The 23,851-nt window shown below is 61.1% G+C and carries 22 protein-coding genes and 1 pseudogene; 15 read left to right on the top strand and 8 right to left on the bottom strand.

What is annotated here, in order from left to right:
* Positions 1 to 136: 136 nt before the first annotated feature.
* The 6 genes and pseudogenes from hemC (at position 137) to T3A99_RS11795 (ending at position 5,666) form a co-directional block, all read left to right on the top strand.
* On the top strand, positions 137 to 1,078 hold the full coding sequence (gene hemC, locus T3A99_RS11820; RefSeq protein ID WP_322834320.1) for a hydroxymethylbilane synthase: 942 nt from the start codon (positions 137 to 139) through the stop codon (positions 1,076 to 1,078).
* Positions 1,075 to 1,821, top strand: a pseudogene (locus T3A99_RS11815) (uroporphyrinogen-III synthase); the annotation flags it as partial. The gene hemC and the pseudogene T3A99_RS11815, both read left to right, overlap by 4 nt.
* Before the next feature lie 36 nt (positions 1,822 to 1,857).
* Positions 1,858 to 2,988: a uroporphyrinogen-III C-methyltransferase gene (locus T3A99_RS11810; protein WP_231990615.1), complete on the top strand. Its 1,131-nt coding sequence runs from the start codon at positions 1,858 to 1,860 to the stop codon at positions 2,986 to 2,988.
* On the top strand, positions 2,985 to 4,232 hold the full coding sequence (locus T3A99_RS11805; RefSeq protein ID WP_047226121.1) for a heme biosynthesis protein HemY: 1,248 nt from the start codon (positions 2,985 to 2,987) through the stop codon (positions 4,230 to 4,232). The genes T3A99_RS11810 and T3A99_RS11805 overlap by 4 nt, the downstream gene beginning before the upstream one ends.
* 255 nt (positions 4,233 to 4,487) lie before the next feature.
* On the top strand, positions 4,488 to 5,030 hold the full coding sequence (locus T3A99_RS11800; RefSeq protein ID WP_047226120.1) for a disulfide bond formation protein B: 543 nt from the start codon (positions 4,488 to 4,490) through the stop codon (positions 5,028 to 5,030).
* Between the two features lie 177 nt (positions 5,031 to 5,207).
* The gene (locus T3A99_RS11795; protein ID WP_047226119.1) at positions 5,208 to 5,666 is read left to right on the top strand and encodes an Rsd/AlgQ family anti-sigma factor; all 459 of its coding nucleotides are present in this window, start codon (positions 5,208 to 5,210) and stop codon (positions 5,664 to 5,666) included.
* A gap of 61 nt (positions 5,667 to 5,727) precedes the next feature.
* On the opposite strand, the gene T3A99_RS11790 is transcribed toward T3A99_RS11795, so the two are convergent.
* Entirely contained in the window at positions 5,728 to 6,393 is a 666-nt protein-coding gene (locus T3A99_RS11790) for an FKBP-type peptidyl-prolyl cis-trans isomerase (protein ID WP_322834319.1), read from the bottom strand.
* 193 nt (positions 6,394 to 6,586) lie between these two features.
* Here T3A99_RS11790 and T3A99_RS11785 point away from each other — a divergent pair, with 193 nt between their 5' ends.
* Positions 6,587 to 7,729 carry an AlgP family protein gene (locus T3A99_RS11785; RefSeq protein ID WP_107321371.1) on the top strand — a complete coding sequence of 381 codons (1,143 nt, stop codon included), beginning with the start codon at positions 6,587 to 6,589 and terminating at the stop codon, positions 7,727 to 7,729.
* Here the strand turns inward: T3A99_RS11785 and T3A99_RS11780 are convergent.
* Entirely contained in the window at positions 7,726 to 8,190 is a 465-nt protein-coding gene (locus T3A99_RS11780; protein ID WP_288911870.1) for a TIGR02444 family protein, read from the bottom strand. The genes T3A99_RS11785 and T3A99_RS11780 overlap by 4 nt on opposite strands.
* A gap of 50 nt (positions 8,191 to 8,240) precedes the next feature.
* Here T3A99_RS11780 and T3A99_RS11775 point away from each other — a divergent pair, with 50 nt between their 5' ends.
* From T3A99_RS11775 to rhtB, 3 genes are all read left to right on the top strand, one after another.
* Positions 8,241 to 10,151: an ATP-binding cassette domain-containing protein gene (locus T3A99_RS11775; RefSeq protein WP_047226115.1), complete on the top strand. Its 1,911-nt coding sequence runs from the start codon at positions 8,241 to 8,243 to the stop codon at positions 10,149 to 10,151.
* A complete protein-coding gene (locus T3A99_RS11770) occupies positions 10,151 to 10,732 on the top strand; it encodes a mechanosensitive ion channel family protein (protein ID WP_047226114.1) in 582 nt (193 codons plus the stop codon). The genes T3A99_RS11775 and T3A99_RS11770 overlap by 1 nt, the downstream gene beginning before the upstream one ends.
* An 87-nt stretch (positions 10,733 to 10,819) precedes the next feature.
* A complete protein-coding gene (rhtB, locus tag T3A99_RS11765) occupies positions 10,820 to 11,452 on the top strand; it encodes a homoserine/homoserine lactone efflux protein (protein ID WP_047226113.1) in 633 nt (210 codons plus the stop codon).
* 60 nt (positions 11,453 to 11,512) lie between these two features.
* Here rhtB and T3A99_RS11760 read toward each other — a convergent pair whose 3' ends face one another.
* The 4 genes from T3A99_RS11760 to T3A99_RS11745 all read right to left on the bottom strand — a co-directional run bounded on the left by T3A99_RS11760 (position 11,513) and on the right by T3A99_RS11745 (position 14,797).
* On the bottom strand, positions 11,513 to 12,256 hold the full coding sequence (locus T3A99_RS11760) for a hypothetical protein (RefSeq protein ID WP_047226112.1): 744 nt from the start codon (positions 12,254 to 12,256) through the stop codon (positions 11,513 to 11,515).
* A gap of 3 nt (positions 12,257 to 12,259) precedes the next feature.
* Positions 12,260 to 12,847: a penicillin-binding protein activator LpoB gene (gene lpoB / locus T3A99_RS11755; protein ID WP_173407497.1), complete on the bottom strand. Its 588-nt coding sequence runs from the start codon at positions 12,845 to 12,847 to the stop codon at positions 12,260 to 12,262.
* 162 nt (positions 12,848 to 13,009) lie between these two features.
* Complete coding sequence (locus tag T3A99_RS11750; protein ID WP_047226110.1) at positions 13,010 to 13,381, bottom strand: YcfL family protein; 372 nt, start codon at positions 13,379 to 13,381, stop codon at positions 13,010 to 13,012.
* A gap of 18 nt (positions 13,382 to 13,399) precedes the next feature.
* Positions 13,400 to 14,797, bottom strand: a complete 1,398-nt coding sequence (locus tag T3A99_RS11745) for a COG3014 family protein (protein WP_047226109.1) — start codon at positions 14,795 to 14,797, stop codon at positions 13,400 to 13,402.
* Positions 14,798 to 15,108: 311 nt separating this feature from the next.
* On the opposite strand from T3A99_RS11745, the gene T3A99_RS11740 reads away from it, so the two are divergent.
* Both T3A99_RS11740 and T3A99_RS11735 read left to right on the top strand, forming a co-directional pair.
* Positions 15,109 to 17,007 carry an FTR1 family protein gene (locus tag T3A99_RS11740; protein ID WP_322834318.1) on the top strand — a complete coding sequence of 633 codons (1,899 nt, stop codon included), beginning with the start codon at positions 15,109 to 15,111 and terminating at the stop codon, positions 17,005 to 17,007.
* A gap of 108 nt (positions 17,008 to 17,115) precedes the next feature.
* Positions 17,116 to 17,571: a YaiI/YqxD family protein gene (locus T3A99_RS11735; protein WP_047226107.1), complete on the top strand. Its 456-nt coding sequence runs from the start codon at positions 17,116 to 17,118 to the stop codon at positions 17,569 to 17,571.
* 120 nt (positions 17,572 to 17,691) lie between these two features.
* Here T3A99_RS11735 and elbB read toward each other — a convergent pair whose 3' ends face one another.
* Positions 17,692 to 18,360, bottom strand: coding sequence for an isoprenoid biosynthesis glyoxalase ElbB (elbB, locus tag T3A99_RS11730; protein WP_322834317.1), 669 nt, complete (start codon positions 18,358 to 18,360; stop codon positions 17,692 to 17,694).
* A 123-nt stretch (positions 18,361 to 18,483) separates the two neighbouring features.
* On the opposite strand from elbB, the gene T3A99_RS11725 reads away from it, so the two are divergent.
* Complete coding sequence (locus tag T3A99_RS11725; RefSeq protein ID WP_047226105.1) at positions 18,484 to 19,719, top strand: sterol desaturase family protein; 1,236 nt, start codon at positions 18,484 to 18,486, stop codon at positions 19,717 to 19,719.
* Here T3A99_RS11725 and T3A99_RS11720 read toward each other — a convergent pair.
* A complete protein-coding gene (locus tag T3A99_RS11720; protein ID WP_047226104.1) occupies positions 19,700 to 20,323 on the bottom strand; it encodes a DedA family protein in 624 nt (207 codons plus the stop codon). The genes T3A99_RS11725 and T3A99_RS11720 overlap by 20 nt on opposite strands.
* Before the next feature lie 205 nt (positions 20,324 to 20,528).
* Between T3A99_RS11720 and hemB the strand changes: the two genes are divergently transcribed.
* Positions 20,529 to 21,542, top strand: coding sequence for a porphobilinogen synthase (hemB, locus tag T3A99_RS11715; protein ID WP_047226103.1), 1,014 nt, complete (start codon positions 20,529 to 20,531; stop codon positions 21,540 to 21,542).
* A 17-nt stretch (positions 21,543 to 21,559) separates the two neighbouring features.
* Positions 21,560 to 23,782: a polyphosphate kinase 1 gene (gene ppk1, locus T3A99_RS11710; RefSeq protein WP_076383067.1), complete on the top strand. Its 2,223-nt coding sequence runs from the start codon at positions 21,560 to 21,562 to the stop codon at positions 23,780 to 23,782.
* The last annotated feature ends 69 nt before the right edge of the window (positions 23,783 to 23,851 follow it).

Genomic DNA, 23,851 nt, shown 5'->3' with positions numbered 1-23,851 from the left:
AAGGCGTCCAAGCCGTTTAGCGCGTTCCATTTCCAGGACATTGACGGCCAGGGAGGCCTTGGGGTCGTGATTCAAGTCAAAGCGAATTTGACTGAGCTGTTATTATCCGCCGTATCTTTTAAGTACGGATTGATCCATGTCCCCTCGCGAGATCCGCATCGCCACCCGTAAAAGTGCCTTGGCCCTCTGGCAGGCCGAATACGTCAAAGCCCGTTTGGAAGAGGCCCATCCCGGCCTGATCGTGACGCTGGTGCCCATGGTCAGTCGCGGCGACAAGCTGCTGGACTCGCCGCTGTCGAAAATCGGCGGCAAGGGCCTGTTCGTCAAGGAGCTGGAAACCGCGCTGCTGGACAACGAAGCCGATATCGCCGTGCACTCGATGAAAGATGTGCCCATGGACTTTCCGGAAGGCCTGGGCCTGTTTTGCATCTGCGAGCGAGAAGATCCACGCGATGCGTTCGTTTCCAACACGTTTGCAGGCCTCGACGCCCTGCCCGCCGGGAGCGTGGTCGGCACCTCCAGCCTGCGTCGCCAGGCGCAGTTGCTGACCCGCCGCCCAGACCTGCAAATCCGCTTTCTGCGGGGCAACGTCAATACCCGCCTGGCCAAACTCGATGCCGGTGAGTACGACGCAATTATCCTTGCCGCCGCCGGCCTGATCCGCCTCGGTTTTGAAGATCGCATCACGTCGGCCATCAGCGTCGATGACAGCCTGCCGGCCGGTGGGCAGGGGGCGGTGGGTATCGAATGTCGCAGCGCCGACAGCGAGATCCATGCCCTGTTGGCACCGCTGCATCACGACGACACCGCCACCCGGGTCTTCGCCGAGCGCGCCCTCAACAAACACCTCAATGGCGGTTGCCAGGTGCCGATCGCCTGTTACGCCGTACTCGAAGGCGAGCAGGTCTGGTTGCGCGGTCTGGTGGGTGATCCGAACGGTGGCCGACTGCTCAGTGCCGAGGCCCGGGCGCCGCGCCGCGATGCCGAAGCGCTGGGTGTCCGGGTAGCCGAAGACCTGCTCAGCCAGGGTGCCGACGACATTCTCAAGAAGGTCTACGGCGAGGCGGGCCACGCGTGACGGGCTGGCGGCTGCTGCTGACCCGGCCGGTCGACGAGTCGTCGGCCCTGGCGGCTGTCCTGGCCGAGGCCGGGATCTACAGCAGCAGCCTGCCGTTGCTGGATATCGAGCCGCTCCCCATGTCCGACGCCATGGGGGAGACTTTTCAACGGCTGGACCAGTACTGTGCCGTGATTGTGGTGAGCAAGCCCGCCGCACGTTTGTGTGTGGAGCTGCTGCGCCAATATTGGCCCCAGCCGCCAGACCAGCCATGGTTCAGCGTGGGGGCGGCGACCGGGCAGATCCTTATCGATGCCGGCCTCACTGTGTTTTATCCCGACCACGCCGATGACAGCGAAGCCTTGCTGGAGCATCTGGTGTTACGCCAGGCTATCACCCGACCCAATCCCAAGGTTTTGATTGTGCGTGGCGAGGGCGGGCGCGGCTTGCTGGCGGAGCGCTTGCGCGAGCAAGGTGCTAGTGTCGATTATCTGGAACTGTACCGGCGCAGCCTGCCGCATTACCGAGAAGGTGAGTTGGCGGCAAGGGTCAAAGCGGAACGCTTGAACGCGCTGGTGGTCAGCAGTGGGCAGAGCTTCGAGCATCTGCAGCGGTTGGCTGGCGATGAGTGGCCCGCGCTGGCGCGGTTACCGTTGTTCGTTCCAAGCCCAAGGGTTGCCGAGATGGCCCGTGCCGCCGGGGCCCTGACAGTTGTGGATTGCCGTGGCGCCAGTGCTGCGGCTTTGCTGGCGGCGTTACGGGATCAGTCCGTGCCGTTTTCTAATGCAAAGGATGGATACGTGAGCGAAACAGCCTTGCCAAAAGATCAAGACCAACCCGCGATCGATACGCCGGTTGAAACCCCGGCTCCGAAGGCGCCGCGTCGCGGCAACGGGCTGGCCATTGTCGCGTTGTTGTTGGGAGCCGCCGGCGTGGCCGTTGGTGGTTGGGGCGTGTGGCAGGTGCGTCATCTGCAAGCCAATAACCAGCAGCAGGCCAGTCAGGTTCAGGCGCTCAATGATCAGGCCCAGACCCTCAAGCTCAATGAGCAACGCCTGAGTGAGCGTCTGGCTCAATTGCCTGCGGCGCAAGAGCTGGAAGAGCGTCGGCGTCAGGTCGCCCAGTTGCAGGGTGATCAACAACGACTGAACCAGCGCCTGGAAACCGTGCTCGGTGCCAGCCGCAAGGACTGGCGCCTGGCCGAAGCCGAACATCTGCTGCGCCTGGCCAGCCTGCGTCTTTCCGCCCTGCAGGACATCAGCAGTGCCCAGGCCCTGGTCCAGGGTGCTGACGAAATCCTGCGCGAGCAAAACGACCCTGGCTCATTCGCCGCTCGCGAGCAACTGGCCAAGACCCTTGCTGCGTTGCGCAGTACCGAGCAGCCGGATCGTACCGGGCTGTTCCTGCAGTTGGGGGCCTTGCGTGACCAGGTGCTGCAACTCACGGAGCTGGCACCCGAATACAAGGATCGTGGTGAGTCGTTGCTGGGCTTGACCGCCGATGGCGATGGCGCCAGCCGCTGGGCGCAGTGGTGGGACCAGATATCGCGCTATATCCGTATCGATTTCAACGCGGATGAGAATGTCCGTCCGCTCTTGGCCGGGCAGAGTCTGGTGCAGGTGCGCCTGGCCTTGAGCCTGGCCCTGGAGCAGGCGCAATGGGCCGCTCTCAACGGCCAGGCCCCGGTGTACACCCAAGCGCTGGCTCAAGCGCATGATGTGCTCAAGAACAACTTCAACCAGGACAACCCGCAAAGCAAAATCATGCTTGAGCGCGTGGCCGAGCTGGCCAGGCAGCCGGTGACGGTTGCAACCCCGGATCTGACAGGGACCCTGAGCAGCGTTCAGGCCTATCTGGAGCGCCGCAACCTGAACGCCGAAGAGTCGGTCAAGCCGCTGGCCAAACCTGATGAGCAGGAGGCCACGCCATGAAACGCCTCTACGTGATTATGTTCGTGGTCATCGCTGTCGCTGCCTTGCTGGGCGTGGCGATCGCCGAACATTCGGGTTACGTGCTGGTGGCATACAAGAACTTCCGATACGAGGCCGGCCTTTGGGTCACCCTGGCGCTGGTGGCGGTGCTCTGGCTGGTGTGGCGGGGCGTGAGCGCCTTGGTTGGCCTGGTGACGACCTCCACTGGCGTGGTCAACCCATGGTCGCGCCGCAACCGCAGCCGGCGGGTGCAGGTGGCCATCGAGCACGGGCAACTGGACCTGGCCGAAGGTCGCTGGGCCAGTGCCCAGCGCCACCTGCATCGCGCCGCTGAAGCCGAGCGCCAACCGTTGCTGTATTACCTTGGCGCCGCCCGTGCGGCCAATGAGCAAGGTCTTTACGAGCAGTGCGACAGCCTGTTGGAACGTGCCCTTGAACGTCAGCCCCAGGCTGAGCTGGCGATTGCCCTGACGCACGCACAATTGCAGATGGATCGCGGCGACACCGACGGTGCATTGAACACGCTGCAAGCCATGCATGATCGCCACCCACATAACGCCCAGACCCTGCGTCAGTTGCAACGTCTGCATCAGCAGCGCGGGGATTGGTCTGCGGTGGTCCGGTTGTTGCCGGAGCTGCGCAAGGACAAAGTCCTGCCGCCGGCTGAGCTGGCTGAACTGGAGCGTCGGGCCTGGGGCGAAAACCTCACCCTGGCGGCCCACCGTGACGAAGACGGCAGTGTCGGGTTGCAATCGCTTAACCGTGCCTGGCAACAACTGTCGTCCGCACAACGCCAGGAATCGGCGCTGGTGTTGGCCTATGCCGAGCAACTGCGGCAACTCGGGGCGCAGGCCGAGGCCGAAGAGGTGCTGCGGGCGGCGCTCAAACGTCACTATGACAGTCACCTGGCGCGCCTGTACGGGTTGGTCCGCGGCAATGATCCGGGCCGCCAACTGCAAGCGGCAGAAGGCTGGCTCAAGGATCACCCGAACGACCCTGGCCTGCTGCTGACACTGGGCCGCCTGTGCCTGCAAAACAGTTTGTGGGGCAAGGCACGGGATTATCTGGAAAGCAGTTTGCGCCTGCAGCGCAATCCCGAGGCCTGCGCCGAACTGGCGCGACTGCTGGCGCAACTGGGGGATGCCGAGCGCAGCAACCAGCTCTTCCAGGAAGGCTTGGGGTTACTGGATGAGCGCTTGCTGGCCGCGCCACTGCCGGTCCCGGCTCAGGTTTTGGCCACTTGAGAGAGAGTGAGTCGTTCTTGAGGGTTGTATGAATCATTGTGGCGAGGGAGCAAGCTCCCTCGCCACGTGTTTATTGATGCCCCTAATGGCGTTAGCAATGCCTTCGGTAAAGTCCTACAGCAAGCTGCGCTTAATCTTCTCTTGCTTGTCGGGAATTCCCTACACCCCTGGTGAAGTGTCTGCACGGCCCCGCCTTGAAAGGCCGGCGGCCTTTCCTCTACCGTAACGGCCTGTCTCTTCTGTTACGGAACCGCCATGTCTTTGGCTTGCTCACGCTTCTTGTTTTTCATGGCTTTCATCGCCGCCGCTCTGGTTTTTGGTATCGCCAGTTACCTTGAATATGCGGTAGGTCTGACGCCTTGCAGCCTGTGTGTTTTGCAACGGTTGTGCCTGATGCTGTTTTTGATGAACTGTCTCGCCGCATGCCTGCATGGTCCTGCTCAGAAAGGCAGCATCTGCTACGGGGCGATGGGACTGGTTTTCGCGTCGAGCGGGTTGACGCTGGCATGGCGTCAGGTTCTGGTGCAAGGCGACTCGCTGGAGCAGTTGCCCGATTGTATCGATCACCTCAAGGCAGTGAGTTCGTGGTGGGGCGCTGTACATCGTGTACTCGAGGGGGCGATCGACTGCGCGAGCATCACTTGGACCCTGTTCGATCTGAGTCTTCCCGAATGGAGCCTGTTGTTTTTTCTCGCCGTGTCTTTTGTGATGTCCTATCTGTTGCTGCGCCTTGTCTGGAACGCTCTGATACGACCGCTCAGCGGCACAACGTCGCAACTGGTCCGGGTCATGGATTAAACACTTGTATGAACTTTATCTCCTGCGTACCTTGAAGCGGTTGTCGTGCGGGCATAATCTGGCCCGCACGTGTTATCGGATTTATGCCGCTCGATCATGTTGTGTCTGGCTTGTCCCTGATCATTTCAGGCGGTGCGCAGGCTGCGAGGGGCATGACTCACAAGGGAAGAAATCACCATGCTCGAAAGTTGTCAGAATGCTCAGGAACGCTGGGGTGGGGTGCATCTGCTGATCGACCGCTGGTTGCAGGAGCGTCACGAACTGGTTCGGGCCTATGATGCTCTCGGCGACAGGCCTGAAGCGCTGAGTGAAAGCCGCAAGCCGTTGCAGGAGTTCTGCGGTGTGCTGGTCGACTACGTGTCTGCCGGTCATTTCGAGATATACGAACAACTGACGAGTGAGGCCAAGGCCTTCAACGATAAACGTGGCCTGGAGCTCGCCGAGCAAATCTACCCGCGTATCGACGTCATCACCGAAAAACTGCTGGCCTTCAATGACCTGTGTGATGAAGGCAAATGCGTAGCGGAAAAATTCAAGGAACTGGGTGGCTTGCTGCACGAGCGTTTCGAACTGGAAGACTGCCTGATCGAAGTGCTGCACAACTCCCACAAGGAAGAAGCGCCGGCCCAGGCTTGAGGATTTTTGCAGAATCAAAAGAACGGTGCGCATTGCGCACCGTTTTTTTTTGGAGTCAACTTCAGGTCGTCGCGCCCAGCAACTCGATTTCAAACACCAGCGGCGTGAACGGGGGGATGACATCCCCGGCTCCTTCGGCGCCGTAGGCCAGGGTCGAAGGAATGACCAGTCGCCATTTTGCGCCTACCGGCATTTGCGGCAATGCACTGCGCCAACCGTCAATCACGCTGTCGAGACTGAACCACTGCGCTTGTCCGTTGGAATCAAACACGGTGCCGTCTGGCAATCGACCGACATACAACACCTGGACCTTGCCGTGAGGGCCGGCCTTGGCGCCATTGCCGGGCTTGAGTTCGGTCAGCAGAATGCCATCTGCCAGTTGCTGAGCACCGGGCCGGGCTTTTTCCTCATCAAGAAATTTCTGCTCGGTTTTCAGTGCCGCTTCGATCTGCGGTGTCGCCGGTGACGACGTCAGCCGTGCCTGATGGTCGGCCAGTATCTGTTCGATGCGCTCATCCTTGAGGGCCAATGGTTTGCCCAGATAAGCCTGTTGCAGACCCTCGACCAACGCCTGGATCTGCAGGTCGGGCACATCCTGGCGCAGACGTTCACCCAGGCTTGCCCCCAGGCTGTACGCCAGGTCATGAGCGTCGTTTGCGCTGGTTTTTTCTGCGGCCTGAGCCATGGAGCAAACCATGCAAAGGAATAAAAACAAGTGACGCGACATGTAGTGTTCTCCGGCCTCGAATGGAGGGGATTATGCCAGTGCCGATATCCGCAAAGGTGGTTTGCCCCGGCAGTGGGGTAGAAGATTTTTCGTCCCTTGCAACGCAACGTCTTGTGTACTGTCAACATGCCCTAGCGGCGGTTGCAGCAGAGGTCTAGTATGAGCCGCACTCACGTCAGTCAGGAGGTAAACCATGTCGGCCACCAAGAAGCCAGTAAACACTCCGTTGCACTTGCTCCAACAACTTTCGGGCAGTCTGCTCGAGCATCTGGAAAACGCCTGCTCCCAAGCCCTGGCTGATGCTGAAAAACTGCTCGCCAAACTGGAAAAACAACGCGGCAAAGCGCAGGAAAAACTGCACAAGTCGCGCACCAAACTGCAAGACGCGGCCACCGCTGGCAAGGCCAAGGCACAAGCCAAGGCCAAAGACGCTGTGAAAGAACTCGAAGATCTGCTCGATGCCTTGAAGGATCGTCAGTCCGAAACCCGCGCCTATATTCTGCAACTCAAGCGTGATGCCCAGGAAAGCCTGAAACTGGCCCAAGGCGTCGGTCGTGTGCAAGAAGCCGTGGGCAAGGCACTGAGCCTTCGTGCTGCCAAGCCTGCCGCTGCCGCTGTATCGGCCAGAAAACCGGCCGCTAAACCTGTCGCGACAAAAACACCGACCAAAGTAGCTGCCAAACCGGCCGCAAAAGCGCCGGCCAAAGCAGCGAGCAAACCAGCCGCTAAACCGGCTGCGAAAAAACCGGTTGCTGCCAGCGCGGCAAAACCTGCTGCGAAAAAAACCGCCGTTAAAGCTGTCGCCAAGCCGGCGGCCAAAGTGGCGGCCAAGCCAGCCGCTAAACCTGTCGCCAAGCCAGCTGCTAAACCGACCGCTAAAACAGCCGCCGCCAAACCCGCAGCGACAAAAACCGCCGCGGCTAAACCGGCTGCCAAGCCAGCTGCTACAAAAACGGCTGCTGCCAAGCCCGCCGCCAAACCGGCTGCCAAGCCAGCCGCTGCCAAAGCGCCCGCCAAAGTTGCAGCTAAACCCGCTGCCAAGCCAGCCGCTGTCAAAGCACCTGCCAAAGCTGCGGCTAAACCGGCTGCCAAGCCGGCTGCTGCCAAACCCGCCGCGAAGCCTGCCGCCGCCAAGCCTGTGGCCAAGCCTGCTGCGAAACCCGCCGTGAAAACGCCTGCTGCCGCAAAACCTTCGACTGCTCCGGCGGCCAAGCCTGCGACATCGACTCCGGCTCCTGCAGCGACCCCTGCGCCAACCGCCAGCACTGCGACCCCGGCGCTGAACCCGAGCGCCGCCCCGGCGCCGAGCAGCAACACCCCAACCCGCGCTTCCTAAGTGCTGGACGCCGCGACGCGCAGCTGATGCAGCGCGTCGCGGTTCCCTTGGTCGGCGCCCGCCACGAGTCCTTGCAGCCATTGCGCTGAATCTTTGGGTTGTTCCCCAGGCCAGTCCCTGGTCGCAGTCTCCAGTCGCTCCAGCAATCGTCGCTCGGCTTCCAGTTCCAGTCGCTTGACCTGCTCGCGCAGGCTATCGAGTGCCGTGTCTTGAAGGGCGCGGGCTTTCCATTGGCTACGGAGCGTGCGCAAGGGCTGAACGACGTCCGTGTCCCAAGGGCCGACCCATTGCTGAAGCTGTTGCAGTCTTTGTTCAGTGCAGGCTACCCCGCGCTGTTCCAGCCACAGCCCGCAAAGCAGCAGGCAGACATTGGCGCCGGCGCCCTGCAGCGCCAGGCAGGTTTGTTCCACACCAGGCTTGGCGTAGAGGTCGAGGGAAAAGCTCCATAGATCAGAGGACATCGTGCTACTCGCGCCAGTTGCGAGCGAAGCTGGTAGACTCCGCCGCCATTATGATTCGACTTCAGAACCTGACTTTACAGCGTGGCCCGCAACGTCTGCTAGAAGACGCCGAGCTGACCCTGCACGCCGGCCACAAAGCTGGCCTCATCGGTGCCAACGGCGCCGGCAAATCGAGCCTGTTCGCCCTGCTTCGAGGTGAACTGCACCCGGACTCGGGCGATTGCCTGCTGCCCGCCGATTGGCGTATCGCCCACATGCGCCAAGAGGTCGACACCCTTGAGCGCCTGGCGGTGGACTACGTGCTTGACGGCGACCTGCGCCTTCGTCAGGTCCAACGCGACCTGGCGGCGGCCGAGGCGGCACACGATGGCGCCGCACAGGCCCGTCTGCACGCGGAGCTCGACAGCGCCGACGGCTACACCGCCGATGCCCGCGCACGCAAGCTGCTGGCAGGCCTTGGGTTTACCAATGAGCAGATGGACCGTCAGGTTGGGGATTTCTCCGGTGGCTGGCGGATGCGCTTGAACCTGGCCCAGGCCCTGATGTGCCCTTCGGACCTGCTGCTGCTCGATGAGCCCACCAACCACTTGGACCTCGACGCCATCATCTGGCTCGAAGACTGGCTCAAGAGCTATCCCGGCACATTGCTGCTGATTTCCCATGACCGCGATTTCCTCGACGCGGTGGTGGATCATGTCGCCCATGTCGACCAGCGCAAGCTCACCTTGTACCGTGGCGGCTACAGCGCATTCGAGCGGGCCCGTGCCGAACGCCTGGCCCAGCAACAGCAGGCCTACGAGAAGCAGCAGGCGCAGCGTGCGCACATGGAAAGCTACATCGCCCGGTTCAAGGCCCAGGCCACCAAGGCCCGTCAGGCCCAGAGCCGGATCAAGGCACTGGAGCGGATGGAAGAACTGTCCGCGGCCCACGTCGATTCACCGTTTGATTTTGTTTTCCGCGAATCGACCAAGATTTCCAGCCCGCTGATCGACCTGTCGGATGCGCGTCTGGGCTATGGCGACAAGACCGTGCTGGAGAAGGTCAAGCTGCAGCTGACCCCTGGTGCGCGGATCGGCCTGCTGGGCCCGAACGGTGCTGGTAAGTCGACCCTGATCAAGAATCTCTCCGGCGAGCTCGAGCCCCTGGCCGGGCGTCTGACCCGGGGCGAGAACACCGTGGTCGGTTACTTCGCCCAACATCAGCTCGATTCTCTCGACGCCAAGGCCAGCCCGCTGCTGCATTTGCAGCGTCTGGCACCGAACGAACGCGAGCAGACCCTGCGTGATTTCCTCGGTGGTTTCGACTTTCGTGGTGCGCGCATCGATGAGCCGGTACTGAATTTTTCCGGTGGTGAAAAGGCTCGCCTGGCGCTGGCATTGATCGCCTGGGGCCGGCCGAACCTGTTGCTGCTCGACGAACCGACCAACCACCTCGATCTGGAAATGCGCCTGGCCCTCACCATGGCCTTGCAGGAATTCAGCGGCGCGGTGCTGGTGGTGTCTCACGACCGGCATTTGCTCAAGAGCACCACGGATAATTTTTTCCTGGTGGCCGACGGCAAGGTCGAAGAGTTCGACGGTGATCTGGAAGACTATGCCCGTTGGCTGGTGGATTACCGTCAGCGCAACGCACCGGTCAGTACCACGCCGGTTAACCCGGACAAGACCGACAAGAAAGCCCAGCGCCAGGCCGCCGCCGCATTGCGTCAGCAGTTGGCGCCTCACAAGCGTGAGGCCGACAAGCTCGAAGTCGAACTGGGCAAGCTGCATGAAAAACTGCAAAAGATCGAAACCAGCCTCGGCGACAGCGGTCTCTACGAAGCGGCGCGCAAGGATGAGTTGCGCGATCTGCTGGCCGAACAGGCCAGGCTGAAGGTTCGGGAAGCGGAGCTTGAGGAGGCGTGGATGCAAGCCCTGGAACTGCTGGAAAACCTGCAAGCGGAGCTGGAGGCATTGTCCTGATGGAAGCCTTGGCTTTGCCGATACCCGTCATGTGGGTCGAGCCGATCTGGCTCGGTGTGCAAATACTGCTGATCCTGCTGGCCGGCTACATCGCACAGCGTTGCGTGGCGCGGGCCCTCACGGGCCTTGCCGAGCGCTACCCGTTACCGTCCCAGTTGGTGATCATCCTGCGGGGTGTGCTGCGCTGGCTGATCATGGGCAGCGCGGTGCTGGTGGTGCTTGAACGCCTGGGCGTCTCGGCCACGGTGCTGTGGACCGCGCTGTCGGGGTTCGTCGCGGTGGCGGCGGTGGCGTTCTTCGCCATCTGGAGCGTACTGTCCAATCTGTTGTGCGCCATTTTGATCTACACCGTCGGGCCGTTTCGTCTGGGCGATGTAGTTGAGCTGGTGGAGTCCACCGACAAGCCCGGCATCAAGGGGCGGGTGGTGGCCATCAACCTGCTTTACACCACCTTGATCGAACCCGAGGAACTCGGTACGGGCAGTTCCATGGTGCAAGTGCCCAACAGCCTGTTCTTCCAACGTTCAGTTCGACGCTGGCGCGGCAACGAGGCGTTTCCGGTCGGCGGGTTCGTCGAATAAGCGGGTCTCGATTGTTAAATATCTGTGGTCAACCGTCCGGCGGCGCATTAGCTTAGTGGTTTCAACGAATCTGAGCCGAGGTGTGCAATGGTGCTGGAGACATGGCTGGCGTTTTTCGCCGCTTGCTGGGTGATCAGTCTTTCGCCGGGTGCTGGTGCCATCGCATCGATGTCCAGCGGTCTGCAATACGGTTTCTGGCGCGGCTACTGGAATGCCCTGGGCCTGCAATTGGGTCTGGCGTTGCAAATCGTGATTGTCGCCGCCGGTGTCGGCGCGGTCCTCACCGCATCGGCGACCGCGTTTTATGCGATCAAGTGGTTTGGTGTGGCCTATCTGGTTTATCTGGGCGTCAAGCAGTGGCGAGCCATCCCGGGCGATCTCAGTGATGACGCGGCCGTGCGGCCTATCGGCAAGCCTTTGGCGCTGGTGTTTCGCGGTTTTCTGGTCAACATCAGCAACCCCAAGGCATTGGTGTTCATGCTTGCGGTATTGCCTCAATTCATCGACCCGCATGCCCCGCTGATCAAGCAATACCTGATCCTGGGCGTGACGATGGTTTGCGTCGACCTCATCGTCATGGCCGGGTACACCGGGCTGGCATCCAAAGTCCTGCGCCTGCTGCGCACTCCGAAACAGCAGCGTCGAATGAACCGCACCTTTGCCGGGCTGTTCATTGGTGCGGCGGGGTTGCTGGCGACAATTCGCAAAGCCTCGGTCTAACCTGCCGGTTCCAATGTGGCGGGGATAAATCTCCTCGCCACAAAATAATCGCTGAACCGCTTAGCGCAAAATGACCGGCGCGGTATCCCGTGGCAGGTTGTTGCGCGGCGCAGGCTCGCCGGCTTGTTCGTAGTTCGGCCCGCCAAGTTGTTCGCTCAGTTGCCGCGCTACGTCCTCACCCAGGGCCTTGGACACCTCGCGCACGACTCGCGGGCGGTTGAGGTTGATGCGTACGTCCCGGTGATTCAGCAGCTTGGTGTCCTGGCCTTCACCCATGGCGGTGAAGGCCGAGGTGATTTCGTAGGTTTTGGTGTTGATCAGGCTGAAGTCCGCCACCAGGGTCAAGGCGAGCACCGCCGAGTAGCTGTTGGTATTGGCCAGTTCATTGATGTCGCGGGTGAAGTCGATGTCCGATACGGTGCCGAACAGCACGTAATCGGCGCCCTTGAAGTGCCCGGCCTTGATTCGCTTGATCACGTCATAGACGTCGCCCGTGGACGAAGCGGTGTGGGGCGTGCCTTGCACGAGCTGGAACATCCCGCTGCGCAGGATTTCGCCCTTGATGTCGCCGGTGAACTTGCGCAGTTCGCCCTGCTCGATATAGCTGGTGGTGGCTTCCATCTCGTCGTAGCTCGACGAAGCGCTGGCGCTGTAGGGGTTCGCCTGGAAGTTGCTCTGGGCCGAAACGGTGTGGATGTATTCCTCCACCCGTTGCTGGTACGCCAGGTCAGTGACCGCGACTTTCGGGGCCGCCTGGGCGCCGAACGCGCAGGCCAGGGCCATGATGCCGATCCATGTGCGCATGGTTTAGCGCTCCGTGGTCTTGCGGATTTCTTTCTCGTCCATCCACTCGGCCAGACCGCTTTCGACGTCGATCAATTGCAGGCTGAATTTGTAGAAGACGTCCTTGTAGTCGCTGCTGCGCTTGACGATCGAGCTGATGGAGCCTTCGAGGCGGTATTTGGCCGCGATCATGTTGCCGGTCTTGGCCACGGTGCTTTTCTTGTACAGGCCGCTCTGGTTTTGCAGCTTGAGCTGGTCAACCTGGCTGTCCATGGCGTTGTTGTCGCTGGCGAAACGTGCCGCACCGGTCTTCATCAATTGGGTCTTGATGCTGGTGGTGATCTCGCGGGTGTCGATGTACTCGCTGGTCTTGTTCTTCACGTCATAGACCTGAACCACCGGGCGGCCCTGCAGAATGCCGGACTGGGCCAGGGAGCGGGTCATGGACTCGGCGATCATTTGCAGATCGGTGGAACCGAATTCGTTGGTCACGGTTTCCACGGCCTTGGTGTCGCCGTAGCTGATGTTCTTGTTGCCCAGGACCGGAGAGTTGTTGGCACAGCCGCTGACCAGCAGGGCGGCAAGGGCGAGGGATGAAATGCGTACAAACATGGGAGTGCTCTCGAAAGCTGAAAAATTAGGGTTAACGCGTGGTGCCAGTCAGTAGAGCCTTTTGTGGGAGCGAGCCTGCTCGCGATAGCGGTCTGTCAGCCAAGCGCATTGCTGGTTGATGCATTGCTATCGCTAGCAAGCTCGCTCCCACAGGTGTGTGGCTCAAGGCGTATTGATTTCCAATCGGAAATCCACAGCCTTGGGGGTCGGTGCGATAGCCGGCAGGAAACTGGTTTGTTCGCCGTACAGCGTCAGGCTTTTCCAGGTTTCTTCCTCGGCAACCGGAAAGCCTTCCGGTCCCAACCAGGCAAAGCGGTAGTACATCGTCTTGTTGTTGAAGCTGGTGTTGCTCAACTGCACATTGACGGTCAGGTAGCCGTTTTCCCGGGCCACGCGCATGGCGCCGACCACGATGTTTTTCTGCTTGCCCATGGCCACGACTTTGCTGGCGGCGCTGCCCGGCTCCGGCGGCGCAGGGGTGGCGCAACCGGCCAGCAAGGCCAGGACACCGAGGGTGATCAGTTTTAAACGCATTTGAACAAGACTCCGTTCTTAAGGTTGCTTGATGCTGGCGACGGCGGTCGGGTTGGTGCTCGGGATCACCTGGGCGGCCAGGCCACCGGCGAAGACCTGATTGCCCACCGCCCGCAGGCTGATGACCTGGTAACGCTGATCGACGGTAACCTTGACCACCGAACCGCCCACCGCGCTCGGCAAGGTGACGTGGTGTTCACCTTTTTTCAGGCGCAGACGCACCACTTGGGTGTAGTCCGGCAGGGTGCGCCAGGTCCGGGTGTCCGCGCCTTCCAGCACGGCCGAGGTCAGGCCCACCGCGAGGCCGGCCAGGGGATTGGTTTCGTTGATCTGTTTTTGCGCCACGCCACGGGTGATCGCGCGCACGGTTGTGCGCAGGATGATGCCGGGCATGTCGTCGCGCAGGGCGCGGCGGGACATGGCTGTGGTGCTGTTGAGCTGGGTCAGGTCCAGTTGACGACCGTCGACACCGATTTGAGTGAACGTGGCGGTGGAGGTGTCAGGCTTGATCAGGGGAAATGACAGTGGCGTGATCACCACATTGCCGCTGATGGGCAGGGGCAGGGGAATGCGGATCGAGTCCCGTGACGGCGCCAGGCCGCTCTGCACCACAATCAGGATGTCGCTTTCATCCTTCTTGCCAGCGGGCTTGTCGAGGTTGATCAATGCCTGCTCCAGCAACGGCGTATTCGGACGCAGTTCGGCGGCTTTGCGATAACCCGGAGCGGCCAGGTCTTTTTCGCCCAAGGCTTCATAGACGAACCCGGCCAGGTAATGGCTGAACGCACTCTGATAGCTGTTTTTCAGGCTGATCACTTCCGGCGCGTCGAGGCTGGCCACCGGGTAGCCCTGCAGGTCCTTGTACTCGGTCTTGACCCCTTGCTTCTCGGCGTCTTCCTCGCGCTTGAGGTATTCCTTGTCCCGCAGGTCGGCAATCACCGCTTCGCGCTCGTGGGTTTTCTTGATCTGCATCCGCGCGCCGTCGAAGTCGTTCACGGCCAGCTGGTTCAGGGCCATCTGCGTGGTTAGCATGACCTTTTCGTAGTCATAGCCTTCGTAGCGTCGAACTTTATCGTTGACCAGAAAGCTGCCGAACTGTGCCAGATATTTGCCTGTGTCGAGCTTGACTGCATCTTCCCACTGACCCACCTGCTGATCGGCGCTGGACCAGGCAGCCTGACTGCCGGGCAGGTCGCCCTTGGCGCGCAACAGTTCGCCTTTTTCGAAGAAATACAGCAGGTCTTTGTCTTGGCTGGTGTTGTTCTTCTCCAGCAGGGTCAACGCCGCGTCGACGTTGCCGGAAGCCAGTTGCTGATTGGTCTGGGCCAATTCGCTGTCGTAGTTGCGAAACGCAGAGCAGCCAGACAACAAGGTGATCGCGCCGAGGGCGATCGAAAGAGCGGCACGGGATGCCATGAATACTTCTTCCCTGAGGTATCAGCCGGGGGTGCGGGTCGGGCTGGGACGATCCACGGACGAGCGCTGGGCGCTGTCGGTTCCTCATAACCGGAGGAGCTTTTATGCCTTCGGACAATAAGAGGGCGGCGGGATTATAAACATGGCCGTTGGCTATGTAATGGCTTTTTAATCTCGTAATGCAGTTTTTGTGACATCACTTCCAAGCGTGAAGATCCGATGAAATCTGCTTCAGAAACACATCAACCCTTGAGTCAAGGTCATTGGAAGTGAACAATGTGTTACTTCTTATTTCCATCTGAGAGTCATTCATGACTGCCCCGTACCGTTTTCTGGCCTGGCTAGCGCTGCCGTTGTTTGCGCTATGCAGCGCCAATCTATTGGCCGACACCCTGGAGGGCGCCCCCCAGGCGCTGCATTTACTGGATTACATCGGGGCGGATTATCCGGCGACGGTGCAGGCGGGCAAGGTTGTCGACGAGTCTGAATACCGCGAGCAACTGGAATTTACCCAGCGCCTGGAAGGGCTGATCGTTGCGCTGCCAGCCAAACCTGAAAAAGCAGAGCTGACACAAGGCGTCGGCGCCTTGCGCAGCGCCATCACCGCGCATCAGGACGGCGATGAGGTCGCCCGCCTGGCGCGGCAACTGGGGGCCCGACTGGCGGTGGCGTATGAGGTCAGTCAGGCGCCGGTGATCACCCCGGACCCGGCCCGCGGTGCGCCGCTGTATGCGCAAAATTGCTCGGTGTGCCACGGTGACAGCGGGGCTGGCGACGGTCCTGCCGGTGTCGGCCTGGAGCCTGCACCCGCCAACCTGCGCGATGGGGCGCGCCTGGATCATCTGAGTCTCTACGCGATCTACAACACGCTTGGCATGGGCGTCGAAGGCACTGACATGCCGGCCTTTGCCGATCAGCTCGACGACCGTCAGCGCTGGGACCTGGCGACGTACATCGCCAGCTTCAGCGCCGACCCGGCGACCGCTAAAAGCGGACAGACCTTCAACCTCGCTGATCTGGCGCGCCAGACACCGGCCGAAATCCTCGCGGCGCAGGGCCCTGAAGCGGCAGCCACCTTTCGTGCCCAGCGTGCCCAGCCGCCACAAGTGCAGCGTGGCCCGGCGCAGTTGCTCGACTACACCGCCACCACCCTGGACAAGAGCATCGCGGCGTATCGCGCCGGTGATCACGACCAAGCCTATGACTTGTCGGTAGCCGCTTACCTGGAAGGTTTCGAGCTGGTGGAAAGTTCGCTGGATAACGTCGATGCCAATGTGCGCAAGGACACTGAAAAAGCGCTGATGGCCTACCGTCAGTCGTTGCAGGATGGCTTGTCGGTCGAGCAGGCCGAGCAGCGCCTGGACGCGGCCAAGGCCAAGCTGACGGAGTCGGCGGATCTGCTGGGTGGCGACGGTTTGAGCTGGTCGCTGAGCTACATCTCGGGCTTGCTGATTCTGCTTCGCGAAGGGCTGGAAGCGATTCTGGTGCTGGCGGCGATCCTGGCGTTCCTGCGCAATACCGGTCAACAGTCAGCGGTTCGCAGCGTCAACGTCGGTTGGGGGCTGGCGCTGCTGGCTGGTCTGGCCACCTGGGGGCTGGCCGCTTATGTGATTGACGTCAGCGGTGCCCAGCGCGAATTGCTCGAAGGCGCAACGGCCTTGTTTGCCAGTGTGATGGTGCTGTGGCTGGGTGTGTGGATGCACGACCGACGTCACGCGGCGGCCTGGCAGGATTACATCAAGAGCAGTTTGGTGGGCGGCGGCGGACGTTTCGGTTTTGCGATCCTGGCGTTTTTCTCGGTCTATCGCGAGCTGTTCGAAGTGATCCTGTTCTACGAAACCCTGTGGCTGCAAGCCGGTCCCGCCGGGCATGATGCCGTATTGGCTGGCGGCGCCACGGCGCTGGTGCTGTTGGTGGGGTTGGCCTGGGTGATTCTGCGCGGCTCGGCGAAACTGCCGCTGGCGTTGTTTTTCAGCATCAATGCCGGATTGCTCTGCGCGCTGTCGGTGGTTTTTGCCGGTCATGGCGTGAAGGCGCTGCAGGAAGCCGGGATCTTTGGCACCCGTCCGGTGGCGTTCTTCGATTTCGACTGGCTGGGCATTCACGCCGATGCTTATTCCTTGGCCGCCCAAGTGGTGGCGATCGTGGCGATTGTGGTGTTGTACGGGCGCAGTCGGGTGGCGGAGAAGCGTAGGGTCCAGGTTTCCTGAACAGCATTCGCTGCGCTCATAATCGCGGGCAAGCCTTGCTCCCACAGTCAGTATTCGCCTGTGGAAGCAAGGCTTGCCCGCGATGCTTTTAATTAGAGGAAAAACTCAATGCGTGTATGGATCGACGCCGACGCCTGTCCCAAGGCCGCGAAGGAACTGGTGGTCAAGTTCGCCTTGAAACGCCGCTTCGAAGTGGTGCTGGTGGCCGGCCAACCGCAGATCAAGCCGGCCTTGGCCTGCGTGAAGCTGATCGTGGTGCCCAGCGGGCCTGACGCGGCGGACGATTACCTGGTGGAGCATGCCGTACCGGGTGAGCTGGTGATCTGCAGCGACGTACCGTTGGCTGACCGGCTGGTGAAGAAGGGGGTTGCGGCACTGGATCCGCGGGGCAAGGAGTTCGATGCGCAGAACATGGGTGATCGGCTGGCGGTGCGCAACCTGTTCACCGACTTGCGTGAGCAGGGCCATATGGGCGGCGGGCCGGCAGCGTACAGCGAGCGGGACAAGCAAGGGTTCGCCAATGCGCTGGATCGGATACTGACGCGCTTGGCCCGAACTTCCTGAGTCTTGCTCGGACCTCTTGTGGGAGCGAGCCTGCTCGCGATGACGGTGTGTCAGCAAACAGATACATCAACTGAACTGACGCCATCGCGAGCAGGCTCGCTCCCACATTGAAGGGTGGTGTTACTCGTCATTCTCGTGAGTCAACTCCAGCACCCGGTCCACCAGTTTATTGATCCCCGAAGCCGCTTCGCTGATGTTCTGCGCCAGCATGTAGGCCGGCGTGCTGACCAGCTTGCGCGCAGTGTCTTCGACGATATCGGTGACAGCGCAGTCTTCGTGGATGCCGCCCATTTTGGTAACGGCGGCGGCAGTGTCGGTATCTGTGCCAATGGTACAGGTCACCCCCGGACCATAGATTTTTGCCGCCAGGGCCGGGGAAATGCAGATCAGCCCCACCGGTTTTCCGGCCTCGGCAAAGGCTTCGGTCAGCGCCAGAACCTCCGGCTGGACGGAGCAGCCCGCGCCTTCGACGGCAAAGTTGGAGAGGTTCTTCGCCGCGCCGAAACCGCCAGGCACGATCAGCGCGTCGAAGTCCTCGACGTTGGCTTCGCGCAAATCCTTTACATTGCCCCGAGCGATCCGGGCGGACTCCACCAATACGTTGCGGCTCTCGGACATCTGCTCGCCGGTCAGGTGATTGATGACCTGCAACTGCGCGATGTCGGGGGCGAAACACTGCACCTGTGCGCCGCGCTGGTCGAGGCGCAGCAAGGTGATCACGCTTTCTTGGATCTCTGCACCGTCATACACGCCACAGCCGGAAAGGATCACTGCAACTTTTTTGCTCATGGGCTTTTCTCCAGATTCATGGCGTTAAATGTCCACTAATTTGTCACTCGTTGCCATAGGGTTATCGAGCAGCTACACCTAATCTGCCGACTATCTCCCTGCTTTGTCTGCTCGGGTTGCGTCATGAATTTCATTCTGTATGCCGTGCCGTTTTTCTTTGTGCTGATTGCCGTCGAGTTGCTGGCCGACCGCTGGCGGGGTGTGAGCCATTACCGCGTGGCAGACGCCATCAACAGCCTGAGCACCGGCGTGCTCTCCACCACGACCGGTTTGCTGACCAAGGGCGTGGGGTTGGTGACCTACGCGTTTGCCTTGGAACACCTGGCCGTTATCCACTTGTCTGCCGACCAGGCCTGGGTCTGGGTATTGGCCTTCGTGTTCTACGACTTCTGTTATTACTGGCTGCACCGCATGGGCCATGAGCGCAACATCCTCTGGGCGGCCCATTCGGTCCATCATCAGAGCGAGGACTACAACCTCTCCACGGCGTTGCGCCAGACCAGCACCGGGTTTGTGTTGAGCTGGATTTTCTACCTGCCGCTGGCGGTGGCCGGCGTGCCGCTGGTGGTGTTCGTCAGCGTGGCGGCGTTGAATCTGCTGTATCAGTTCTGGGTCCACACCCAACACATCCCCAAGCTCGGCTGGCTGGAGTGGTGTTTCGTTACGCCGTCCAATCATCGCGCCCACCATGCACAGAACCCTCTTTACATGGATCGCAATTACGGCGGGGTGTTCATTATTTGGGACCGTCTGTTTCGCACCTTTCAGGAAGAAGACGCTAACGAACCGGTGATTTTTGGCGTGACCACGCCGCTGGCGAGCTGGAATCCGTTGTGGGCCAACCTGCAGTTCTATGCGCAATTGTGGGCGGATGCGCGACGGGCAGAGCGCTGGCGAGACAAGCTGCGGATCTGGTTTATGCCCACCGGTTGGCGTCCGGCGGATGTGGCGGCGCGGTACCCGCTGAACAAGCCGGACCTGAGTCAGTTCCGCAAATTCGAGGTGCCGCTGGACGGCCGCCAGCAGTGGTACGTGGCGTTGCAGTTCTGTACCTACATTGCGCTGGGCAGTTACTTGATGAACCTGGAGAACAGCCTGTCGGTTGCTGCCCTGGTGTTGGGTTGGGGCACGGTGGCGCTGGGTTTGTTTGTGTTGGGCGTGGCCCTGGAGAATCGCCCGTGGGCCCTGAGGCTGGAGCTGTTGCGGCTGGTCCTGAATTTACCACTGGTGTGGCTGGCGCCGCTGGTGGGGTTGTGGCCGGCCAGCCCCGTGGCCTGGGTTGGGTTGCTCAGCTACAGCCTGCTCAGTGGCATCGGGCTGTATTGCTGTCGCAGCCGGGTCACTCGGCTGGCGTCGTAGGCTCGTGGGTCCTGGCTTGCTCCAGCCGTTCGGCTTCGAGGACTTTCCTGGCCAGCCGTGCATTCTTGATACGTCGACGCAGCCACAGGCACAACCCCAGCACGAGCAGGGCACCGAGTACCCACAATTCATATTTCTTGATGCTGCCCAGCATGCCTTCGAGCACCGCGCCGAAGTGGTACGCGGCGGCGGCCAGGGCAGTGGCCCAGATCGCCGCGCCGATACCGTTGAGCAACAGATAGCGGCCCGGCGGATAGCCCGACAGCCCGATGGCCACCGGCATGACTGTGCGCAAGCCGTAGACGAAGCGAAAACTCAGGACCCAGATGTCCGGATGCCGGCGAATGTGCTCCAGCGCCCGATCGCCCATCAACTGCCAGCGAGGTTTTCGCGCCAGTAGCCTGCGGCCGTGCTTGCGCCCCATGAAGTACCACAACTGATCGCCCGCGTAGCTGCCGCAGAACGCCACCACCACCACCAGATTGATGTCCATGTAGCCACGGAACGCCAGGAAGCCTGCGAGCACGAGGATGGTTTCGCCTTCGAAGAACGTGCCGATAAACAAGGCCAGGTAGCCGAAGTCATGGAGAAATTGCTGGAGCATTGTCTGGGTGCTGGCGAAATGAACGCGCAGCCTAACCCTTCGGACACATTCAGGAAAGTATCGAGATGTGTCTCGACGTGAACATTTCCTGCAACGACAATGACTGCGACGACGGGACGCAGGTGCACATATCTGTCATCTGTTCGTCATAATGGCCGTCTATAACTGTCACGCTCGCCCGTCAGCGCGGGCTCAGGAGTCTGCCGTGAGCTTTACCCCCGCCAATCGTCTGTTCCCCGCTACCCGTCTGCGTCGCAATCGCCGTGATGAGTTCTCTCGTCGGCTGGTGCGTGAAAACGTGCTGACCACTGATGACCTGATCCTGCCGGTGTTCGTGCTGGACGGTGAGAACCGTCGCGAGGCCGTGGCCTCGATGCCCGGGGTAGAGCGCCTGACCATCGACCTGTTGCTTGAAGAAGCCGCCAAGTGGGTCGAGCTGGGTATTCCGGCGCTGGCGCTGTTCCCGGTCACGCCTGCCGGGCTCAAGTCCCTGGACGCCGCCGAAGCCTGGAACCCCGATGGCATCGCCCAGCGCGCGACCCGTGCCCTGCGTGCCCGTTTCCCGGAACTGGGCGTGATCACCGACGTGGCGCTGGACCCGTTCACCACGCATGGGCAGGACGGCATTCTCGATGAAGAAGGCTATGTGCAGAATGACATTACCGTCGATGCACTGGTCAGGCAGGCGTTGTCTCACGCCGAGGCCGGTGCCCAGGTGGTGGCGCCGTCGGACATGATGGACGGTCGCATCCAGGCGATCCGTGAGGCGCTTGAAGTGGCCGGTCATGTCAATGTGCGGATCATGGCCTACTCGGCCAAGTACGCCAGCGCCTATTACGGCCCGTTCCGTGATGCGGTCGGCTCGGCGCTGAATCTGGGCAAGGCCAACAAGGCCTCTTATCAGATGGACCCGGCCAACAGCGAGGAAGCCTTGCACGAAGTGGCGGCGGACTTGTCAGAAGGGGCTGATATGGTCATGGTCAAGCCGGGCATGCCTTACCTCGACATTCTTTGCCGGGTCAAAGACGAATTCAAAGTACCGACCTTTGTCTATCAGGTCAGCGGCGAGTACGCCATGCACATGGCGGCAATCCAGAACGGCTGGTTGGGCGAAGGAGTGATCCTTGAGTCCTTGACCGCTTTCAAACGTGCAGGAGCTGATGGCATCCTGACTTACTTTGCTGTGCGCGCCGCCCAATTGTTACGAGAGCAGAAATAGCCTCCCAGGAACTTGTGATGAATACCGAAGGACTCTCTGAAGTTGCCGTAAAAGACGCTCAGCCCGTGGTCGAGCAGGTCGCCGAAACACCGCCGGAGCATGAGGCCGTGCCTACGCCGCCGGTGGTGCCCGAGGCCCCCGTGGCCCCTGCGATTGTCATTCCCAACCTGGATGACAGCAGCCTGTACATCCATCGCGAGCTGTCGCAACTGCAGTTCAACATCCGCGTGCTGGAGCAGGCGCTGGACGAGTCCTACCCGCTGCTGGAGCGGCTCAAGTTCCTGCTGATCTTTTCCAGCAACCTGGACGAGTTCTTCGAGATTCGCGTCGCCGGCCTGAAAAAGCAGATCACCTTCGCCCGTGAACAGGCCGGTGCCGACGGCCTGCAGCCGCATCAGGCTCTGGCCCGAATCAGCGAGCTGGTCCACGGCCACGTTGACCGCCAGTACGCGATTCTCAATGACATTCTGTTGCCCGAGCTGGAAAAGCATCAGGTTCGCTTCATTCGTCGGCGCAACTGGAACACCAAGCTCAAGACTTGGGTGCGCCGCTATTTCCGCGACGAGATCGCCCCGATCATCACCCCGATCGGCCTCGACCCGACGCACCCGTTCCCGCTGCTGGTCAACAAGAGCCTGAACTTCATCGTCGAGCTCGAAGGCATCGACGCCTTCGGTCGCGATTCCGGCCTGGCGATCATCCCCGCGCCACGCTTGTTGCCGCGCATCATCCGCGTGCCGGAAGACGTCGGCGGCCCCGGTGACAATTATGTGTTCCTGTCGTCGATGATCCACGCTCACGCCGACGACCTGTTCCAGGGCATGAAGGTGAAGGGTTGCTACCAGTTCCGCCTGACCCGTAACGCCGACCTGTCGGTAGACACCGAAGACGTCGAAGACCTGGCCCGCGCCCTGCGCGGCGAGCTGTTCTCGCGCCGCTACGGTGATGCGGTGCGCCTGGAAGTGGCCGACACTTGCCCCAAACACCTGTCCGACTACCTGCTCAAGCAGTTCAACCTGCATGAGACCGAGCTGTATCAGGTCAACGGTCCGGTCAACCTGACCCGACTGTTCAGCATCACCGGTCTGGACAGCCATCCGGAACTGCAATATTTGCCGTTCACGCCACAGATCCCGAAGTTGCTGCAAAACAGCGAGAACATCTTCAGCGTGATCAGCAAGCAGGACATTCTGCTGCTGCACCCATTCGAGTCGTTCACGCCCGTGGTCGACCTGCTGCGCCAGGCGGCCAAGGATCCCCACGTATTGGCGGTGCGCCAGACCCTGTATCGCAGCGGCGCCAACTCGGAAATCGTCGACGCCTTGGTGGACGCGGCGCGTAACGGCAAAGAGGTCACGGCAGTGATCGAATTGCGGGCGCGCTTCGATGAAGAGTCCAACCTGCAACTGGCCAGTCGTCTGCAAGCGGCCGGTGCGGTGGTGATTTATGGTGTGGTCGGCTTCAAGACCCACGCCAAGATGATGCTGATCCTGCGGCGCGAGGCCGGCGAGATCGTGCGTTACGCCCACCTGGGCACCGGCAACTATCACGCCGCCAACGCCCGTCTGTACACCGACTACAGTCTGCTGACCTCCGACGATGCCTTGTGCGAAGACGTCGGCAAGCTGTTCAGTCAGTTGATCGGCATGGGCAAGACCCTGCGCATGAAAAAACTGCTGCACGCGCCGTTCACCTTGAAAAAGGGCATGCTCGACATGATTGCCCGGGAGACGCAGTTCGCCCTGGACGGCAAGCCGGCGCACATCATCGCCAAATTCAACTCGCTGACCGATCCGAAGATCATCCGCGCGTTGTACAAGGCCAGCCAGTCGGGCGTGCGCATCGACCTGGTGGTGCGCGGCATGTGCTGCCTGCGGCCGGGTATCCCGGGGGTTTCCCACAACATCCATGTACGCTCGATCATCGGCCGCTTCCTGGAACATACCCGGGTGTTCTACTTCCTCAACGGTGGGGAGGAGCAGATGTTCCTGTCCAGCGCCGACTGGATGGAGCGCAACCTCGACAAGCGCGTCGAGACCTGCTTCCCGGTGGAAGGCAAGAAGCTGATCCTGCGGGTCAAGAAGGAGCTGGAAAGCTACCTCACCGACAACACCCACAGCTGGAGCCTGCAATCGGACGGTCGCTATATCCGCAACACGCCGACCGGCAACCAGAATGCCCGCAGCGCCCAGGCGACATTGCTGGAGCGCTTGGGCAGCCCGTTGCTGACGGTTCGTTAAGAGGTAGAGGCAGGCTTAGCTTTTGTGGCGAGGGGATAAATCCCCTCGCCACAATGGATTGCAGCTAAG

Origin of the sequence: Pseudomonas sp. N-137 (assembly GCF_034555295.1) — a bacterium.
GTDB lineage: Bacteria > Pseudomonadota > Gammaproteobacteria > Pseudomonadales > Pseudomonadaceae > Aquipseudomonas > Aquipseudomonas rhizophila.
The sequence above is the reverse complement of the archived record's forward strand: the minus strand, read 5'-3'. Positions and strand labels throughout refer to the sequence as shown.